Origin of the sequence: Oceanimonas marisflavi (assembly GCF_003049725.1) — a bacterium.
Taxonomy (GTDB): domain Bacteria; phylum Pseudomonadota; class Gammaproteobacteria; order Enterobacterales; family Aeromonadaceae; genus Oceanimonas; species Oceanimonas marisflavi.
The window spans coordinates 40,940-57,107 of sequence record NZ_QAGM01000007.1 but is presented as its reverse complement, the minus strand read 5'-3'; the positions used below and the strand labels follow the sequence as shown (position 1 = coordinate 57,107).

The window sequence follows — 16,168 nt, the reverse complement described above, 5'->3', positions numbered from 1 at the left end:
GCCTGTAATACCGCCGTCACCTTACCTGCACATAGTGATCCAGTTCTTTTTCAAGGAGTTGAATCACATGAAAAAAATCCTGACTCTGTCCGCCGTTGCCAGCCTGATGATGCTGTCGAGTGCGGCTAATGCCAATACTCTGGGTGGCCTGGCCTTTTCGGGCTCCACTCCTCATGCCGCCGCCATGACGGTAAAAGACGACTTCACCATTGCCGGCCAGGCCGACCTGATGGGACTGAAGGCCATGAACCAAGATGGCACCGTGAAAGCCATTGTCGAAATTCCCGCCGGCACCTCCGCCAAGTGGGAAGTGAGCAAGGAAGATCCCAAGGCGGTTTACTGGGAGTACAAGAACGGTAAGCCGCGGGTGGTGAATTATCTGGGCTATCCGGGTAACTATGGTGCCATTCCGGGCACGGCCCTGCCCAAGGAGCTGGGCGGCGATGGCGACCCGCTGGATGTGATTGTGCTGGGCCAGGCGGTGCCACGGGGAGAAGTGGTGGATGTGCGCGTGATTGGCGTGCTGAAAATGCTGGATGACGGCGAGCAGGACGACAAGCTGATCGCCGTGCTGGCCAAAGACTCGCCCTTTGCTCATATAGAGACCATGGCGCAGCTGGATAAAGAATACCCCGGTGCCAGCCAGATTATCGATCTGTGGTTTGCGAACTACAAGGGCCCGGACGGTGGCATGGAAGGCCTGGGCTTTGAAGATGCCGCATCAGCCCGCCGAGTGTTGAGCAGCGCTGCCGCTCATTTTGAGGCTGCCCGTTAAGGCCTGCTGTTCAGGCCGCGTCGGCTGAAGCGGTGGCTACATCCGTGTGCCACCTGGAGTTTCATGGGCAAAGAAAGGCGCTGTATTGTTCGGTTGTGATTTTTAAACTACAATTCACGTCATGAAGGTTATCGAATCAACCAAATTCCGGCAGTGGCTTAAAAAGCTCAGAGACGACACAGGCAGAGCCAAGGTTGTTTCCCGAGTCAGTCGTCTTGCTGCCGGCCTGCCCGGAGATGTGGCCCCGGTCGGGCAGGGCGTGAGCGAGCTGCGAATTCATTATGGGCCTGGCTATCGGGTTTACTTCTACCAGCAAGGTGAGGTGCTGGTATTGCTGCTATGTGGTGGCGACAAAGGAAGTCAGCGCCGCGATATCGAAACCGCTCACCAGTTGTTGAAGGAATGGAGGGAACAGCATCATGGCTGAAACATTCACCGAGTTCGACCCTGCCGAATATCTGAGCAGCCCGGAGGCCATTGCCGAATTTATTGCCGATGCGCTGGAAACTGGCGATGCCATGTATATCTCCAAGGCTATCGGCATTGCGGCTCGTGCCAGAGGTATGAGCGAGTTGGCCAGAGAAACCGGCCTGTCTCGCGAGCAGCTTTATCGCAGTTTTAGCGAGCGGGGTAATCCTACCCTGAAAACCGTGATGGCTGTAACCCGCGCTCTTGGCGTGGACATTACCGCTCGGCCTCATGTTGAGCCTCATTGATGCTGCTGCATTAATTTGCAAGGCCTGCTGCGCAGGCCCCGCCAGCTAAAGCGGCGGCTACAAAAAGAAAAAGGCGCTAACCCTTTCGAGTTAACGCCTTAAAAGTCAGTGCTTTAACTGAATATTATCAGTTCATGCCGTATTTCTTGAGCTTCTTGCGCAGGGTGCCGCGGTTGATGCCCATCATGTTGGCGGCGCGGGTCTGGTTGCCGCGGGTGTACTGCATGATCACGTCCAGCATGGGCGCTTCGACTTCGGAGAGCACCAGTTCATAGAGCTCGGTTACTTCCTGGCCGTTGAGCTGGGACAGGTAGTTGCGCAGGGCCTGCTCCACAGAGTTGCGCAGCGGGCGCTGGGTCGGCTGCTCGGAAGTCGGAGATTTGGTGGTGGTTACCAGTGCGTCAGAAGTCGTAGTTTGTTCGAACATATTCAGTCGGCTCTTCTATTGTTCGTTAAGCTATTATTCGCGAAAAACTGCTCCAAAGCGTCGAGCTGCTGCCCGGCCTCTTCGAGAGCATTGAAATTACGGCGAAAGTCACGGCCCGCCTCACTTTCCTGCAGGTACCATCCCACATGTTTCCGGGCGATCCTCACACCCATTACCTCGCCATAAAAGTCATGCAGCGCGGTAACGTGTTCCCGAATCATTGCCTGCTCCTGTTCCTTCGGGAGCGGTGCAGGTGTGGTGCCATGCTCAAGATAGTGGCGGATTTCTCTGAAAATCCACGGCCGTCCCTGGGCAGCCCGGCCAATCATAATGGCATCGGCGCCGGTGTAATCCAGCACAAAACGCGCCTTTTGCGGGCTGGTGATGTCTCCGTTGGCAACAACGGGCATCGAGACGGCCTGTTTGATTGCCCTGATGGTGTCGTATTCCGCGTTCCCCTTGTACATGCAGGCACGGGTGCGGCCATGCACGGCCAGGGCCTGAATACCGCTGTCTTCGGCAATGCGGGCAATGTGCACGCCGTTACGGTTATCCGGATCCCAGCCGGTACGAATTTTCAGGGTCACCGGCACCGACACTGCATTTACCACGGCGCTGACGATGTCCTGCACCAGCTCCGGGAATTGCAGCAGGGCGGAGCCTGCCATCTTCTTGTTTACTTTCTTTGCCGGACAGCCCATGTTGATGTCGATGATCTGCGCACCCTGATCCACATTGTATCGGGCTGCATCGGCCATCAACGCCGGATCGGCGCCGGCAATCTGCACGGAGCGAATACCGCTTTCCCCTTCATGGTCCATACGCCGGCGCGATTTGTCGGAATCCCGCAGCAGGGGATTGGCCGACATCATTTCCGACACGGCCATGCCGGCCCCCATGCGCATGCACAGGGTGCGGAAGGGTCGGTCGGTTACGCCCGCCATCGGTGCCACCAGCAGAGGGGCGTCCAGTTTGTAAGGACCAATTTCCATGAGGATAAGACTGTCTCGGCTCAGGGTCGCGTATCTTACGCATTTTTGACGGTGCTGAAAAGCTCACAAATTGACCGGCGCATAATTTTTTATAAGTCAAGATGCCGGTGCATTTTTTATGCAATAGTGAAGCGGTTTCAGGGTTAAAAAAGGCTCCGAAAGGAGCCTTGTGTCAGCGTTTGCTGCCATTCAGGCGGGCCCATTCTTCCCGGAACTCGGGCTCGGCCATGGTGAACCACTGGTCGTAGACCTGGTTCAGGCCCTCGGCCTGGGTTTCCAATATGCCGGACAGGGCCAGCCGGCCGCCCGGACGCACCAGGCCGCTGATAATGGGAGAGAGCTCTTTCAGCGGGCCGGCCAGAATGTTGGCCACCACCACGTCGGCCTGCAGCCCCTCGGGCTGGTCCTCGGGCAGGTACACGCTCAGGCGGTCGGCCACGCCGTTGCGCTCGGCGTTGTCGTGGCTGGCTTGCAGGGCTTGGGGATCAATGTCGATGCCAATTACCTCTTTGGCACCCAGCTTGAGTGCGGCCAGACCGAGAATGCCGGAGCCGCAGCCAAAGTCGATCACGGTTTTGCCGGTTAAGTCCTGGCCGTCGAGCCATTCCAGGCACAGGGCGGTGGTGGGATGGGTGCCGGTGCCAAAGGCCAGGCCCGGATCCAGCATCACGTTTACCGCGTCCGGCTCGGGCACATCGCGCCAGCTGGGGCAAATCCACAGCCGCTTGCCAAAGCGCATGGGGTGAAAGCTGTCCATCCATTCCCGCACCCAGTCCTTGTCTTCCAGCTGCTCCACCTTGTACACCAGATCCTTGCGGTAGAACTTTTTCAGAAAGTCGATGATGGGGGCCGGATCGGTTTCGGCGTCGAACAGGCCCACGACGACGGTGTCGTCCCACAGCAGGGTTTCACCGGGCAGGGGCTCGAACACCGGCTTGTCTTCGGCGTCCATATAGGTCACCGCCTGCGCGCCGCGGCCGGAGAGCATGTTGCTGACCTTGTCGGCGGTCTTTTCGGTGGCGTTGATGCGAATTTGTATCCAGGGCATGGCAGTCTTCGTAAAGCGGTAAAGCGGCGATTCTACCACCGACCTGCTTCGCTGTCCCCTTGGTGGGCTGCAGGGATGTCATGTGCTGAGCGTTACATGGATGTACTCGAAGCGTGTCGGTGGAGGTAACCCTGTAGCCTTGTTATCTGCAGACTTGCATCAGTCTCGGCCAAACAGGGCGCGCACCTCGGGTGAGGGCGGTGGTGTCAGCAGGGATCCCACCACATAGGCCAGGCCCGAGAGCGCCAGGCTGGGCACGATGGCATGCAGTCCCAGGGGCTTGATGCCGAGGCTCAGCAGCAGGCTGTAGCTGATAGCCCCGGTGAGCATGGAGGCCAGCGCTCCTGTGCTGTTGCCCCGCCACCAGTACAGGCCCAGCACCAGCGGCCAGAAAAAGATCGCCTGCAGGGCACCAAAGGCCATCAGGTTCAGCCAGATAATCATCTCCGGCGGACTCAGGGCCGCCCACAGCACAATCAGCCCCAGCCCCAGGGTCACCAGCTTGCTGGCGCGCTTGATGGTGGCGGGAGCAGGTTCGGTTTTGCACAGGTGGTTAAGGTAAAGATCCTTCACCAGGGTGGCAGACGCCTGGATCAGCTGGGAGTCGATGGTGGACATAATGGCGGCCATGGGTCCGGCCAGAAACAACCCAGCCACCAGCGGCGGCAGCACGGTGAGCATCAGCGTGGGCATCACCTTGTCGGGCACCGTCAGCTCCGGCACCAGCACCCGGCCCAGTGCTCCGGCGAAGTGCATGCCAAACATCAGCACGGCGCCAACAAGCGTGCCGATAATAATGCCCCTGTGCATGGCGGCGCTGTCTTTATAGGCCAGGCAGCGCACCGCCGAATGGGGCAGGCCAATTACGCCAAAGCACACCAGCACCCAGAACGACAGCATAAAGCTCATGCCCAGGAAACCGTCGGGGCCGTGAGGCTGCACCAGCCCGGGGTCGATGGCCTCAAGTTTGGCAAACATGGCGGCGGCACCGCCGCCGGCCTGCAGCACGCCAGCTACCAGCACCACAGTGCCCAGCAGCATCAGCACGCCCTGCACTGCGTCGGTGACCACCACGGCACGAAAGCCGCCCACCAGGGTGTAGAGCAGCACGGCGCCGGCAAACAGCACAAGACCGCTCTGATACGACAGCCCGGTTACGGTTTCCAGCAGCCGGGCGCCGCCGATAAACTGCACCACCATGGTGGCCACAAAGGCGGCGAGCAGGCCCAGGCCCGCCAGCAGCACCACCAGCGGGCTGCGATAGCGGGCCTGCAGCATGTCGTTAATGGTGAGCGCATTCACCCGCCGGGCGATATGGGCGAACTGCTTGCCCAGCACCCCCAGGGTCAGCCACACCGTGGGCACCTGGATCATGGCCAGCAGCACCCAGCCCAGCCCCATGCGGTAGGCCGCGCCCGGCCCGCCGATAAAGGACGAGGCCGAGGCATAGGTGGCCACCATGGTCATGGCCAGCACAAAGCCGCCCATGGAGCGGCTGCCAAGAAAATAGTCCTGCACAAAGCCGTTCGTGCTCTGGCGGCGGCCCAGCCACAGCCCCAGGCCAATCATCACGGCCAGGTAAATCAGCAGGGGAATCATCAGTTCAGGATTCATGCGGGTGTTCCAGATTGACCGCCCTGAAACAGCGGTGCACCATCAGCGCGCACAGCACAATAAACAGCAGCGGGTTAAACAGACAGCTCAGCAAAAACCACAGTGGCCAGCCGGCCAGGGTCAGCGCCGGTGGCACCAGCCAGGCACAGGCCGACCAGAGCGCCAGATAAAGCAGCGCCAGCAGCACGCTGAGCAGGGCTTCGCGCCGGGCAATGGATACGATGGAATTCATGTCGGGGGCTCCTTCAGGAAGGGGCGAAGCATACCAGCGAGGGAATTAGGGGACAAATACGGGGGCGGAAAGTGAGAGAGGGAGCAAGGTTGCCGCTGTGCGGCAATATGCGGGCAGGCTGCCCCTCTTCAGGGACAAGACCCGCGCTCCAAAGAGTGCTCGGTTTTGATGGAGCGCAGGCTGCCAGCCTGCATCAGCGCCCGCAGGGCGCTTAAAGGGGTTACCGCTGCGCGGCAATTTGCGGGCGAGCCGCCCGCGCTCCACTTGTTATGTGCACTCGCTTCCAGGCAGAGCACGGGAACGAGGAAAACCCAGGGGATCCGGGCGGTAGGTTGTGATGAGCGCAGCGAGTCGCAACACGAAGGCGCCTGTGACATGTTGGAATTCGCCGGGGCTCATTCCAACCTACGGGATCCGAGGAAAGATACCGGGTCGAGGCCCGGTATGACATTACCCCTGATATTCCTCGCCGGCGGCGGCGACAAAGGCCATTTCCACCAGGTAGCCGGGGTTGGCCAGCTCGGCTTTGACGCAGGCGCGGCTGGGGGCGGTGCCTTCGGGGAACCAGTCGTCCCACACGGCGTTAAAGGCGGGCAGGTTGGCGAAGTCGGTAAGGTAGATGGTCACCGACAGCAGCCGGCCCTTGTCACTGCCGATTTTGGCCAGGGCTTCTTCGGCCTGGGCCATCACCTGGCGGGTCTGCTCCTGAATGCCGAGGGAAAGATCGCACTCGGGCACTTCCACAAAATGGGCGATGCCGTTGAACACGGTAATGTCGGACCAGCGTTTGCAGGGGTTGATGCGATGAATATTCATGTCTTTATGTCTCAGTGGGCTGAGGGGGTAGTTTAGCGGCTGGCCAGTTTGGGAAAAACCACCGGGCTCGCAAAACAAAAACGGCGCCATCAGGCGCCGTTTTATCATTCCGCGTGAGCCTTACAGGCCCAGCTTCTTCTCAAGGTAATGGATGTTGGTTCCGCCATTGCGGAAGTTCTCATCGCTCATGATTTCCTTGTGCAGCGGAACGTTGGTCTTGATGCCTTCGATCACCAGCTCGTTGAGGGCGTGCTTCATGCGGGCGATGGCGATATCGCGGTTTTCGCCGTAGCAGATCAGCTTGCCGATCATGGAGTCGTAGTAGGGCGGTACCCGGTAGCCGGCATAAATGTGGGAGTCCCAGCGCACACCCAGACCACCCGGAGAGTGGAAGCGGGTGATTTCGCCCGGGCTCGGCACAAAGCTGCGCGGATCTTCGGCGTTGATGCGGCACTCAACGGCATGACCGCGCACCACGACCTGATCCTGAGTGATGGACAGGGGCAGGCCGGCGGCCACGCGCAGCTGCTCCTTGATCAGATCCACACCGGTGATCATTTCGGTAACCGGGTGCTCCACCTGAATACGGGTGTTCATTTCAATGAAGTAGAACTCGCCGTTTTCATAGAGGAACTCAAAGGTGCCGGCGCCACGGTAGCCGATTTCCACACAGGCCTTGCAGCAGCGTTCACCGATGAACTTGCGCATTTCGGTGGTAATGCCCGGCGCCGGTGCTTCTTCCACCACCTTCTGGTGACGGCGCTGCATGGAGCAGTCGCGCTCGGCCAGGTGAATAGCGTTGCCCTGGCCGTCGGCCAGCACCTGAATTTCGATATGGCGCGGGTTTTCCAGGAATTTCTCCATATACACCATGTCGTTGCCAAAGGCGGCACCGGCCTCGGCCTTGGTCATGGCGATGGACTTTTCCAGCTCGGCTTCGGAGCGCACTACCCGCATGCCGCGACCACCACCGCCACCGGCGGCCTTGATGATCACCGGGTAGCCGATGCGCTTGGCAATGGCGGCGTTGCGCTTGGCGTCGCCGCCGATGGGGCCGTCGGAGCCCGGCACGCAGGGCACGCCGGCCTTCTTCATGGCCTCGATGGCGGATACCTTGTCACCCATCAGGCGAATGGTGTCGCCCCGCGGGCCGATGAAGATAAAGCCGGACTTTTCCACCTGGTCGGCGAAGTCGGCGTTTTCCGCCAGAAAGCCGTAACCGGGGTGAATGGCCACGGCGTCGGTCACTTCGGCGGCGGCGATGATGGAGGGCACGTTCAGGTAAGACTGGGAGGACTGGTTGCCACCAATGCAGATGGACTCGTCGGCCAGCAGCACGTGCTTGAGTTCACGGTCGGCGGTGGAGTGCACCGCAACCGTCTTGATCCCGAGCTCCTTGCAGGCGCGCAGGATCCGCAGGGCGATTTCACCGCGGTTGGCGATGACTACTTTATCCAGCATGGGAATTCCTTATTCGATGATGAACAGAGGCTCGTCGAATTCGACCGGCTGCGCGTTGTCGACCAGAATGGCCTTCACTACGCCGGACTTGTCGGCCTCGATCTGGTTCATCATCTTCATGGCTTCAACAATGCACAGGGTGTCGCCCACGTTCACGGTCTGGCCTACTTCCACGAAGTTCTTGGCGCCGGGGCTGGAGGCACGGTAGAAGGTGCCCACCATGGGAGAGCGCATCACGTGACCGCTCATTTCGGGGGCAGCGGCTTCGGCGGCGGGAGCAGCCGGGGCGGCAGCCGGCGCTGCGGCGGGAGCCGGGGCAGCCTGCACCTGATACTGGGGCATCATCGGGGCCGGGGCGGCGGCGCCGTAGCGGCTGATGCGTACCGACTCTTCGCCTTCGGCAATTTCCAGCTCGGCGATACCGGACTCTTCAACCAGTTCGATCAGTTTCTTGATTTTACGAATATCCATGAGCGTTCTCTTTGTGTTGTTGATGCTGATATCAATCAGCGACGGGCCAGGTAGCGGGCCGCCGCATCCAGGGCAAATTCGTAACCATCGGCTCCCAGGCCACAGATCACGCCCACTGCCTTGTCCGCCAGATAGGAATGATGACGAAAGGGCTCACGGGCGTGCACATTCGACAGATGCACTTCTATGAAGGGAATGTTGACTCCCAGCAGGGCATCGCGAATGGCCACGCTGGTGTGGGTGAAGGCGGCAGGGTTGATGATGATGAAGTCCTGCCGGCCGTCGGCCTGGTGGATGGCGTCGAGCAGTACGTGCTCCGCATTGGACTGAACGTGGCTGAGTTCGATATCGCGGCCGGCGGCCTGCTCGGTGAGGCGGGCCACGATGTCGTTCAGGCTGTTGTTGCCGTAAATGCCCGGTTCGCGCCGGCCCAGCAGGTTAAGGTTTGGCCCGTTGAGCAGCAGAATTCGGTATTTGTCGGCCATTGTGCAGCAATCCTCGTCTATCTTGCGGTATTCACGTCGAGTTTGGGTGAGCCTAGCGTTTTTTGCCGGTCGCTGGCAAATAAAAATACGCATTTTGGCCCGGTGCGCCCAATTATAGTGATTTCATGAAAATTGGCAGCAATTTACTGGTCTAATGACTGAGAAAATTTTTTATCCGGACAGCAAACAGCCGCAGAAGGTGGGCAGGATTAACGCCAAAAGGTTCCGCAAACCGCTGCCGGTACGACAAAAAATGACCTTTTTGCCGGCGTGGTGCATAAAAAAACGCCGCACAAGGCGGCGTTTTGATATCAGCGGGTGAGCATCAGGCCACCCGGTTACGCTCTTCAATCAGACGATCCACCACACCCGGATCCGCCAGGGTGGAGGTATCACCCAGGGAGCCGGTGTCGCCGGTGGCGATCTTGCGCAGAATGCGGCGCATGATCTTGCCGGAGCGGGTCTTGGGCAGGCCCTCGGCCCAGTGGATCACGTCGGGGGTGGCGATGGGGCCGATTTCCTTGCGTACCCAGTCTTTGACTTCCTTGTGCAGCTCGGCAGACGGTACTTCGTCGGCATTGAGCGTGACATAGGCGTAAATGCCCTGGCCCTTGATGTCGTGGGGGACGCCCACGACCGCCGCTTCGGCAATCTTGGGGTGCGCCACCAGTGCCGACTCGATTTCGGCGGTGCCCATGCGGTGGCCGGACACGTTGAGCACGTCGTCCACCCGGCCGGTGATCCAGTAGTAGCCGTCTTCGTCACGACGGGCGCCGTCACCACTGAAGTAGGTACCGGGGAAGGTGGAGAAGTAGGTCTGTTCAAAACGGTCGTGATCGCCGAACACGGTGCGCATCTGACCGGGCCAGGAGTCCAGGATCACCAGGTTGCCGTCGGTAACACCGTCGAGAATGTTGCCTTCGCCGTCCACCAGCGCCGGCTGCACGCCGAAGAAGGGACGGGTGGCCGAGCCGGACTTGAGCAGGGTGGCGCCGGGCAGCGGGGTGATCAGAATGCCGCCGGTTTCGGTTTGCCACCAGGTGTCCACAATGGGGCAGCGCTCGTTGCCGATCACCCGGTAGTACCATTCCCAGGCTTCCGGGTTGATGGGTTCACCCACCGAGCCCAGCACTCGCAGGCTGGCGCGGCTGGTGCCTTCAACGGCCTCGTCACCCTTGGCCATAAAGGCGCGGATGGCGGTGGGGGCGGTATACAGAATATTGACCTGGTGCTTGTCCACCACCTGGGCCATGCGGTTGGTCTTGGGATAGTTGGGCACGCCCTCAAACAGCAGGGTGGTGGCGCCGTTGGCCAGCGGGCCATAGAGCAGGTAGCTGTGGCCGGTGATCCAGCCCACATCGGCGGTACACCAGTACACATCACCCGGGTGGTAGTCGAACACGTACTTGAAGGTCAGGGCGGCGTAAACCAGGTAACCACCCGTGGTATGCAGCACGCCCTTGGGTGTGCCGGTGGAGCCGGAGGTATACAGAATAAACAGCGGATCTTCGGCGTTCATTTCTTCCGGTGGGCAGTCGGCGCTGACCTGAGCAGCGGCCTCGTGCCACCATACATCCCGTTGCTCGTTCCAGGCAATGTCGCCACCGGTGCGCTGGTAAACGATCACGCTGTTGATGGAGGTGACTTTGGGGTTGGCCAGGGCGGCGTCCACGTTGGCTTTCAGCGCCACAGTGCGGCCACCGCGCAGGCCTTCGTCGGCGGTGATCACTACCTTGGCCTGGGAGTCGATAATGCGGCTGGCCAGGGCATCGGGGGAGAAACCGCCGAATACCACGGAATGCACGGCGCCAATGCGGGTACAGGCCAGCATGGCCACGGCGGCTTCCACCACCATGGGCATATAAATGCTGACCACGTCGCCTTTTTTCACGCCCTGGGCCTTGAGCACGTTGGCAAAGCGGCATACCTGCTCGTGCAGCTCGCGGTAGGTGACCTTTTTGTCGTCGTCAGGGCTGTCGCCTTCCCAGATGATAGCGACCTCGTCGGCCCTGGTGGCCAGGTGACGGTCGATACAGTTGGCGGACAGGTTCAGGGTACCGTCCTCAAACCACTTGATGCTGATATGTCCCGGGTCGTAGGAGGTGTTTTTCACCTTGGTGTAGGGTTTGATCCAGTCAATGATTTTGCCCTGCTCACCCCAGAATTCATCGGGGTTTTCAATGGACTGGCGATACATGGCCTGATAGCCGGCATCGTCCAGCAACGCGGTCTTTGCAATTTCGGGCTTGACCGGATGAACCTTTACTTCACTCATTATTCCACTCCTTGGGGTTCGTAACCATTGGTTAACAAGGTGACCCAGATGGTCGTTACGCTCAATTAGACTTTCGGCTAGCCGAGCCGGATAGGGCATGGCTGCATCCTGAGATATCCTGTTCCGTCAGTATACGGCCTTGCCGGCCCCGATCCAGCAGCAGCCGGGCAAAGTTCACCGCCTGTGGTGCAGGCTACAGCAACAGGGTATCGGCAAACCAGAGCACCACGGCGTAGCGCAGCGCCTTGCCGATGAACACCAGCAGGGTAAACAGCGCCAGCGGCACCCGCATGATACCGGCAATAAAGGTGAGGGCGTCGCCGCCCACCGGTGCCCAGGACAGCAGCAGCGACCACACACCAAAGCGCTGAAACCAGCGCTGGGCGCGGTGCAGCTGTTTCTCGTTGACCGGAAACCAGCGTTTGTTTTGATAATGCAGCAGGTACTTGCCCAGCCACCAGTTGATCATGGCCCCCAGGGTGTTGCCGGTGCTGGCCAGCAGCCACAGCAGCAGGGCGGCGTCGGGCTGGCGGGTGAGCACGGCGGCCAGCACCACTTCCGAGTAAAAGGGCGCTATGGTGGCGGCGAGCAGGCTGCTGCCAAACACCAGCAGATAGTCAGTCATAGAGAGCCTCGGGCTGGCTGCACCGGGCCGCCTGCACCAGATGCTGAAACAGTCGCCGCTGGCAGGGCAGGTAGGGCAGGTATTCCGGGTGCCACTGCACTCCCAGCAGGTAGTGATCCGTGGTGCTTTCAATGGCCTGGACAAAGCCGTCCAGATCCCGTGCCACCACCGACAGGCCACCGCCCAGACGGTCTACCGCCTGGTGGTGCAGGCTGTTAATGCGCCAGCGGGGTTGCTGCATGATGCGGTTAAGCCGGCCATTGCCACAGCCAACCGCGGTTTTGCGTGGCAGCGGCGTGCGCCGGTTGGAAGTGTTCTGGCGCAGGGGACGAATGTCGGCGTGCAGCGAGCCACCCAGCACCACGTTGATCAGCTGGGCGCCCCGGCAAATGCCCAGCAGTGGCAGGTTGGTGTCGAGGGCGTGCTCGATCAGCTCGATTTCAAAGGCGTCCCGCTCCGGATCCGCCGGCGCCCGCCCGGTGTCGTGACCGTAGAGGGCGGCGTCGATATCGTCACCGCCGCCGATAATCAGGCCCTGCAGCTGATCCCGCTTGTGCCTGTGCATGTTGGCCGGGGTCAGATGAAGGCCCTGGCCACCGGCCAGCCGCAGGGCAAGATTGCTGGCCCACCAGGCCAGGGGCAGGCGGCTGTTGGGGCCGGTGACGCCGATCAGCGCAGCCATGAACGCACCTTGATGATCCAGGGATCCATAAAATCGGGAGTCAGCTGATCCAGATGTTCCTCGTAGGCCCGGCAGGCGTTGCTCAGGTTTTGTTCGTCACTGGCCAGCCATTCTACCTGCAGCCAGCCTTCCCAGGCGTGATGCAGCGACCACAGCGGGTTGTCGATATCGGAATTGGGCAGCCGGTAGTGCAGGGTGGGACGCTTGTTGACCTTGTCGTCCTGCACCACCGCCTGTACCCGGGGCTCATCGTGCCAGGCCAGCATGGGCAGCAAATCCATGGAGCGGTTGCGGGTCGGGTTCCAGGCCAGATAATCGTCGGTAAAACGGGCCATGTCCGGCCGGTAGTCCGGGCTCAGCACCAGACGTACATAATCCTTGGGAAAGGCGCGAATATAAGGCGATATTTTTCGGGCGGTGACGATGTCTTCGTGGGCTTCCAGCCAGTCATGCAGGCACAGGTAGGCCCGGAAATAACGCAGCAGGGTAGCTATGCCGGTGTCGGGCAGCTCGGGGTTGAGGTGCAGGCCAAAGGCATAATGCAGGGCATGGCGGGTGCCCCGGGCGCCCTGTTTGCGCAGTTGTTCAAACAGCGGGCTGAGTTGATCCAGTCGGGACAGGGGCAGGGGGGGGCACACCAGTTCCAGGGGCACCAGCTGCAGTGCCAGGCTGCCCAGCAGATCGGTGGCGGCCTGCTCCAGCTCACCGGGCGGGTGCCGCTTTTGCTCCCGGGCCAGTTGCTTGAGATAGTCAAAATCAAGCTCCACACGAAAGCTGCCCAGCGGGGTGAGAATATCGAACTCGTATTCGGACACCGGCTGGCTTTCACCCTGCAGGGTTTCTGCCATCAGGGTCACCAGCCTTGGCAGAGTAAGGCCACTCAGCTCCAGCTCCACACCCAGCCGGCGCTCGGCACCGTGAGTGGTGTGCAGTTGCGGGGGCATGGGTAATGGCATGGTCTCTCCTGTTCAGCCGTGGCGGGGCAGCCACAAGTATAGAAGGAATCCGGCCCAACTGAGACCCAGCAGTATCCAGGGCAGCAGGGCAGAACGCCCGGCAGGGGCGAGTTCAGGCCCGCCGCCACCTTCCGTGTTTTCCTCTGTATCCTGCTGGCGCTGTTGCTGCCGGCGGGCCTTGTCGGCAGCCCGGGCTTTGGCCTTTTGCTGCTTTTTATATTCCTCTATGCCTTTCTGAATCCCCTGGGCAATCAGCCGGGTCTGCTCCTTGGTCTGGCCGGGACGCTGAGTGGCTTTGGCCACCCGCTCGGCTTCGGCCCGGGTTTCGGGTGAGGCATCGGTCTTTTTGTGTTTTTTATAACGCATGGATTGCCTATTCCGCCACATTGTTGAGGTAATGCAGATCCATGATAAACACGGCCTGCAGCAGGGCAGCGGCGGCGGCGTAAAAGCCTTGTTCGTCACGCTCGGCACAGCGCCCGGCAAAGACGGGCAGCCAGTCAATAAGCAGGGTGTTGGCCAGCTCCCGTTGCTGATCCAGCAGCCGGGTGCGCTGTTCATCGTTACCGGCCTCGGCGGCAGCCATGGCCAGGGTGCCCATCATTTCCAGCTGGTTGCACACATGCAGCGGATCGTCGTCGGCCAGCCCGGTGCCGTGCTGCTTGAGCAGCACCGTCATCAGTAGCAGGGCTTCCTGATCCGGCTCGGTGAGGCGGGTAATGTCGAGCAACGAGGGCTTGCCGGTCAGCTGCTGATAATGATGACTCAGGGCAGGTTGCGGTTCGGCTTGCTGCAGGGCCTGTTCTGCCTGGCTGCGAAAGGCCTCGGCCGCCTCGGTAAGCGGATCCAGGGTGGCCAGACTGTCGAGAAAGCGGTGCATGTCGTAGCCGCCAAACTCGCTGAGTTCATCTTCGCTCAGGGGAGCGGCAAACAGGGCGGTAAACCAGTAATACAGCTCGGCCCGGCGCTGGGAAGTTACTCTGAAGGCTTCTTGCATAATTCTCTTCAACAGCTTGTTTGGTCTGGGAAAGTAAAACCATTCTATCGGGTTTGCCGATAGGATTCCTACCCGTGCCGAACATGGATTGTGTTAATGGGTCTTCAACTTTTTGTGAAGTTTTCAACATAAAGGTAAAAAAAAAGTGTAAATCCGGTCCTCAGGACTAGGCCGGGCCGCCGCTTGGGGGTACACTCTGGCTTTCAGTGACAATCCCCCATGAGTCAGGAGAGACGGATGTTAAAGCGTGAGATGAATATCGCCGACTATGATCCCCAGCTGTGGCAGGCCATCAGCAGTGAAACCGTGCGTCAGGAAGAGCACATCGAGCTGATCGCTTCCGAAAACTACACCAGCCCGCGGGTCATGCAGGCTCAGGGCTCCCAGCTGACCAACAAGTACGCCGAAGGCTATCCGGCCAAGCGTTTCTACGGTGGCTGTGAATACGTCGACGTAGTGGAAGAGCTGGCCATTGAGCGTGTTAAAGAGCTGTTTGGCGCCACCTGGGCCAACGTGCAGCCGCACTCCGGCTCTCAGGCCAACTCCGCCGTCTTCCTGGCGCTGGTCAAGCCCGGCGACACCGTGATGGGCATGAACCTGGCCCACGGTGGTCACCTGACTCACGGCTCTCCCGCCAACTTCTCCGGCCGCCTGTACAACATCGTGCCTTACGGCATCAACGATCAGGGCGTGATCGACTATGAAGAAATGGAGCGTCTGGCCATTGAGCACAAGCCGAAGATGATCATCGGTGGCTTCTCCGCCTTCTCCGGTATCGTTGACTGGGCCCGCATGCGCGAAATCGCCGACAAGGTAGGCGCCTGGTTCATGGTTGACATGGCTCACGTGGCCGGCCTGATCGCCGCCGGTGTGTACCCCAACCCGCTGCCTCACGCCCACGTGGTGACCTCCACCACTCACAAGACCCTGGCCGGTCCCCGTGGCGGCATCATTCTGTCTGCCGCCAACAACGAAGAGCTGGAAAAGAAACTGAACTCCGCCGTGTTCCCCGGTGGTCAGGGTGGCCCGCTGATGCACGTGATTGCCGCCAAGGCCGTGGCCTTCAAGGAAGCCCTGGAGCCCGAGTTCAAGGAATACCAGGCTCAGGTAGTGAAAAACGCCCAGGCCATGGCCGACGAGTTCCAGAAGCGTGGCTTTAAAGTGGTATCCGGTGGCACTCACAACCACCTGTTCCTGCTGGACCTGATCGACAAGGACATCACCGGTAAGGAAGCCGACGCCGCCCTGGGCCGCGCCTTCATCACCGTGAACAAGAACGCCGTGCCCAACGACCCGCGCTCTCCGTTTGTGACCTCCGGTATCCGTATCGGTACTCCGGCGGTGACCCGTCGTGGTTTCAAGGAAGCCGAAGTGCGCCAGCTGGCCGGCTGGATCTGTGATGTGCTGAGCAACATCAACGACGACGCCACCATCGCCAGCGTGAAAGAGCAGGTGCTGGATATCTGCCGTCGCCACCCGGTTTACGCGTAACAGCGTAGGGATTAGGGATTAGGGAATAGGGACTGGGGATTTGTACCCCGGTCCCTTTTTTATTTTCTACTCCCCATTCCCCAATCCCGAGTCCCTGTATTTAAC

The 16,168-nt window shown here is 60.3% G+C and carries 19 protein-coding genes; 4 read left to right on the top strand and 15 right to left on the bottom strand.

The window, feature by feature from the left end; all coding sequences use genetic code 11:
* Window positions 1-67 precede the first annotated feature (67 nt).
* The 3 genes from DA373_RS06310 to DA373_RS06300 all read left to right on the top strand — a co-directional run bounded on the left by DA373_RS06310 (window position 68) and on the right by DA373_RS06300 (window position 1,491).
* A complete protein-coding gene (locus DA373_RS06310) occupies window positions 68-775 on the top strand; it encodes an inorganic diphosphatase (RefSeq protein WP_107851486.1) in 708 nt (235 codons plus the stop codon).
* A 121-nt stretch (window positions 776-896) separates the two neighbouring features.
* Window positions 897-1,202, top strand: coding sequence for a type II toxin-antitoxin system RelE/ParE family toxin (locus tag DA373_RS06305; RefSeq protein WP_107851485.1), 306 nt, complete (start codon window positions 897-899; stop codon window positions 1,200-1,202).
* On the top strand, window positions 1,195-1,491 hold the full coding sequence (locus DA373_RS06300) for an addiction module antidote protein (protein WP_107851484.1): 297 nt from the start codon (window positions 1,195-1,197) through the stop codon (window positions 1,489-1,491). Before DA373_RS06305 ends, DA373_RS06300 begins: the two co-directional genes overlap by 8 nt.
* Before the next feature lie 127 nt (window positions 1,492-1,618).
* Here the strand turns inward: DA373_RS06300 and fis are convergent, their stop codons facing one another.
* From fis to DA373_RS06225, 15 genes are all read right to left on the bottom strand, one after another.
* Complete coding sequence (gene fis, locus DA373_RS06295; protein ID WP_014291613.1) at window positions 1,619-1,918, bottom strand: DNA-binding transcriptional regulator Fis; 300 nt, start codon at window positions 1,916-1,918, stop codon at window positions 1,619-1,621.
* 2 nt (window positions 1,919-1,920) lie between these two features.
* A complete protein-coding gene (dusB, locus tag DA373_RS06290) occupies window positions 1,921-2,910 on the bottom strand; it encodes a tRNA dihydrouridine synthase DusB (protein WP_107851483.1) in 990 nt (329 codons plus the stop codon).
* A 172-nt stretch (window positions 2,911-3,082) separates the two neighbouring features.
* A complete protein-coding gene (gene prmA, locus DA373_RS06285) occupies window positions 3,083-3,958 on the bottom strand; it encodes a 50S ribosomal protein L11 methyltransferase (protein WP_107851482.1) in 876 nt (291 codons plus the stop codon).
* 159 nt (window positions 3,959-4,117) lie between these two features.
* Entirely contained in the window at window positions 4,118-5,572 is a 1,455-nt protein-coding gene (panF, locus tag DA373_RS06280) for a sodium/pantothenate symporter (RefSeq protein ID WP_107851481.1), read from the bottom strand.
* The gene (locus DA373_RS06275) at window positions 5,562-5,804 is read right to left on the bottom strand and encodes a DUF997 family protein (RefSeq protein WP_107851480.1); all 243 of its coding nucleotides are present in this window, start codon (window positions 5,802-5,804) and stop codon (window positions 5,562-5,564) included. Before DA373_RS06275 ends, panF begins: the two co-directional genes overlap by 11 nt.
* 450 nt (window positions 5,805-6,254) lie before the next feature.
* Window positions 6,255-6,620: a RidA family protein gene (locus DA373_RS06270; RefSeq protein WP_107851479.1), complete on the bottom strand. Its 366-nt coding sequence runs from the start codon at window positions 6,618-6,620 to the stop codon at window positions 6,255-6,257.
* 120 nt (window positions 6,621-6,740) lie between these two features.
* Window positions 6,741-8,081: an acetyl-CoA carboxylase biotin carboxylase subunit gene (gene accC / locus DA373_RS06265; RefSeq protein ID WP_107851478.1), complete on the bottom strand. Its 1,341-nt coding sequence runs from the start codon at window positions 8,079-8,081 to the stop codon at window positions 6,741-6,743.
* A gap of 9 nt (window positions 8,082-8,090) precedes the next feature.
* Window positions 8,091-8,552, bottom strand: coding sequence for an acetyl-CoA carboxylase biotin carboxyl carrier protein (gene accB, locus DA373_RS06260; RefSeq protein ID WP_107851477.1), 462 nt, complete (start codon window positions 8,550-8,552; stop codon window positions 8,091-8,093).
* A 35-nt stretch (window positions 8,553-8,587) separates the two neighbouring features.
* A complete protein-coding gene (aroQ, locus tag DA373_RS06255) occupies window positions 8,588-9,037 on the bottom strand; it encodes a type II 3-dehydroquinate dehydratase (protein WP_107851476.1) in 450 nt (149 codons plus the stop codon).
* Between the two features lie 325 nt (window positions 9,038-9,362).
* On the bottom strand, window positions 9,363-11,312 hold the full coding sequence (gene acs / locus DA373_RS06250) for an acetate--CoA ligase (RefSeq protein ID WP_107851475.1): 1,950 nt from the start codon (window positions 11,310-11,312) through the stop codon (window positions 9,363-9,365).
* A 193-nt stretch (window positions 11,313-11,505) separates the two neighbouring features.
* Entirely contained in the window at window positions 11,506-11,937 is a 432-nt protein-coding gene (locus tag DA373_RS06245; protein ID WP_107851474.1) for a YqaA family protein, read from the bottom strand.
* A complete protein-coding gene (locus DA373_RS06240) occupies window positions 11,930-12,619 on the bottom strand; it encodes a gamma-glutamyl-gamma-aminobutyrate hydrolase family protein (protein ID WP_107851473.1) in 690 nt (229 codons plus the stop codon). The genes DA373_RS06245 and DA373_RS06240 overlap by 8 nt, the downstream gene beginning before the upstream one ends.
* Window positions 12,607-13,575, bottom strand: a complete 969-nt coding sequence (locus tag DA373_RS06235) for an amidoligase family protein (RefSeq protein ID WP_107851472.1) — start codon at window positions 13,573-13,575, stop codon at window positions 12,607-12,609. Before DA373_RS06235 ends, DA373_RS06240 begins: the two co-directional genes overlap by 13 nt.
* 12 nt (window positions 13,576-13,587) lie before the next feature.
* The gene (locus DA373_RS06230) at window positions 13,588-13,941 is read right to left on the bottom strand and encodes a DUF2956 domain-containing protein (RefSeq protein WP_107851471.1); all 354 of its coding nucleotides are present in this window, start codon (window positions 13,939-13,941) and stop codon (window positions 13,588-13,590) included.
* A gap of 7 nt (window positions 13,942-13,948) precedes the next feature.
* A complete protein-coding gene (locus DA373_RS06225) occupies window positions 13,949-14,572 on the bottom strand; it encodes a molecular chaperone TorD family protein (RefSeq protein ID WP_107851470.1) in 624 nt (207 codons plus the stop codon).
* A 237-nt stretch (window positions 14,573-14,809) separates the two neighbouring features.
* Here DA373_RS06225 and glyA point away from each other — a divergent pair, with 237 nt between their 5' ends.
* Window positions 14,810-16,063 carry a serine hydroxymethyltransferase gene (glyA, locus tag DA373_RS06220; protein ID WP_107851469.1) on the top strand — a complete coding sequence of 418 codons (1,254 nt, stop codon included), beginning with the start codon at window positions 14,810-14,812 and terminating at the stop codon, window positions 16,061-16,063.
* Window positions 16,064-16,168 lie beyond the last annotated feature (105 nt).